We start from the raw sequence: 2213 nt of genomic DNA on the forward strand, positions 1-2213 counted from the left end.
CTCGGGGATGACCTTGGTCAGGCTGCCGGTGGCGGGGAACAGTGGGATCAGGCAGGCCTGGAGCGCGTGGTAGAGGTCCGGCCTGCCGCTGAACACGGTTGCGCTCGGTGCCAGATCCTCCGCGAGCTCAGGCCGCCAGCCTCCATGCCGATGGTCGATTAGGTGGCGTTCTGCGAAGCCCCAGAGGGTGCGGTACCACTGCTCGTGGAAGTTGCCAGGGCTGTGCTCGGTGAGAAACGCCGCCGCGCCAATCCCCTCCGCGCAAGGCCACCAGAGCTTCAGCGGCAGCCTCGGCCTGTCGTCCCAGTCGAGGGCGTAGAAGAAACCGCCTCTGTTCTTGTCCCATCCCAGTTCAATGGATTGCCGGAACAGCTCACGGGCCGCATCAGGCATCCAGGCATGACGCTGCCCGCCCAGCGACCAGAGCTGGAGAAGGAGCCTGGACCATTCCAGCCAATGGCCGGGCGTCGTGCCGTAAGGGCGGAACATGTCGTCGCCGCGATAATCCCGGTCGAGGCTCCAGTCCGCATGGAAGTGCTCGGCCACCCGATAACCGAGGGAGGCCGCATGGCGGCCGATGATGAGACCCGCGATCCGCTCCGCCCGGTCGAGATAGGTGCGGTCGCCCGTGGCCTCGAAGGCCGCCATCAGGGCTTCGGTGAGGTGCATGTTGGAATTCTGGCCGCGATACTGGCTCAGGGGCTGCCAGTCGCGCGTGAATTCCTCAGCCACGGCTCCGTGCCGCTCCTCCCAGAAATGCCCTTCGAGGATCTGGGTGATGTCTTCCAGCAGACGGTCCGCGAGCGGATGGCCCACCACCTTCGCGCTGGAGGCCGCCAGCAGCACAAAGGCATGGCCATAGGCCTGCTTGGTGTCGTCCTTCGGACCGTCATTATCGAGCGACCAGACATAGCCGCCGTTCTGCGCGTCCCGATGCGCCTTCCAGAGGTAATCCATCCCGTGGTCAACGATGGAATCGCAGCCGGGCCGCCCGAGAAGGGTGCCGATGGCGAAGCAATGCACCATGCGGGTCGTGTTGTGGATCTGTCGGACAGGATTGGTAACATCGATGGGGCGTCCTGCATCGTCGAGATCGAAGAAGCCGCCAGCCGGATTGATCACGCCATGCTGAAAGAAGTCGAACAGGTTAAATGCCTGCTCGAACAGCCATTGCCGGTGGAAGCGGTTGGAGCGCCAGGGCGTGCCGAGGGGCGGAAGAACGGGCTGCTTCATCATGATGCTCTCCTGCTGGTTCAGGCGCGCTCGGTCATGAACTGTTCGACCTCGGTCCAAGACGGCGGGTTGGCGCCGCGGCGGGTGCAGACGATGGCCGCGGCGGCTGCGGCAAAGTCGAGAGCGCTCGTGACCTGCGCCTCGCTCAATTCCGCAACCCCCTGAGGCGCGAGCAGGCCGTTACCATCGAGCCAGGCGAGCAGGCCTGCATGGAAGGTATCGCCGGCGCCGACCGTGTCGACGACTTCGATTCTGGGGGCAGGGCGCTCCACAATCTTATCGCCGAATGCCGCCAGACATCCTTTCTCGCCTCGCGTGATCACCACGAGCTTGGGGCCGTGCCGGAGCCAGGCACGCGCTGCCGATGCGAGATCATGCGTGGAAGAATAGAGCAGTTCGATATCCTCGTCGCTCGCCTTCACAATGGCGGCATGGGCCAGCAGGCGCTCGAATCTCACCCTGTAAGCAGTCAGATCGCCGACAACCCGCGGCCGCACATTGGGATCGAGGGAGATCACCCGGGCTCCGCTCTCACGCTGCACCAGGGTCTCGATGGCGGTCGCGATGGGCTCGACCCCAAGCGCATAGGAGCCCGCCGCGATGGCGTTCACGTCTGCGGGCAGTCGGGCGGGCAATGCCTCGGGCGTGAGAGCGCGATCCGCGCTGTCAGGAGCATAGAAGGAGTATTGCGGCTGCCCTGCATCGGCGGTCGCTACCACGCTGAGTGTCGTGACGTTCGGGCGGCGCTGCAGATAGACGGGGCTTACACCAGCCTCGGCGAGCTTGTCCGCCAAAAACGACCCGAAGACATCTTCTGATAATGTGGACAGAAAGGCTGCAGGGCGACCGAGACGGCCGAGCCCGATCGCCACGTTGAAGGGCGAACCGCCGGCCACCGCCTCTGCAGGAAAGCCTGTCGTCGTGGCGGCGCCGATGAACAGGTCGACCAAGGCTTCTCCCGTAACCAAGATCATAGACTG

At 64.6% G+C, this 2213-nt stretch carries 2 protein-coding genes; both read right to left on the reverse strand.

Features of this window, described 5'->3' with window-relative positions; genetic code table 11:
* A partial coding sequence (locus AC0QTX_RS27335; protein ID WP_474606936.1) for an AGE family epimerase/isomerase occupies positions 1-1233 on the reverse strand: 1233 nt, incomplete at its 3' end.
* 20 nt (positions 1234-1253) lie between these two features.
* The coding region (locus tag AC0QTX_RS27340; RefSeq protein WP_474606935.1) for a carbohydrate kinase family protein at positions 1254-2213 on the reverse strand (960 nt) is incomplete at its 5' end.

It is taken from the genome of Microvirga sp. jy35, assembly GCF_056148915.1.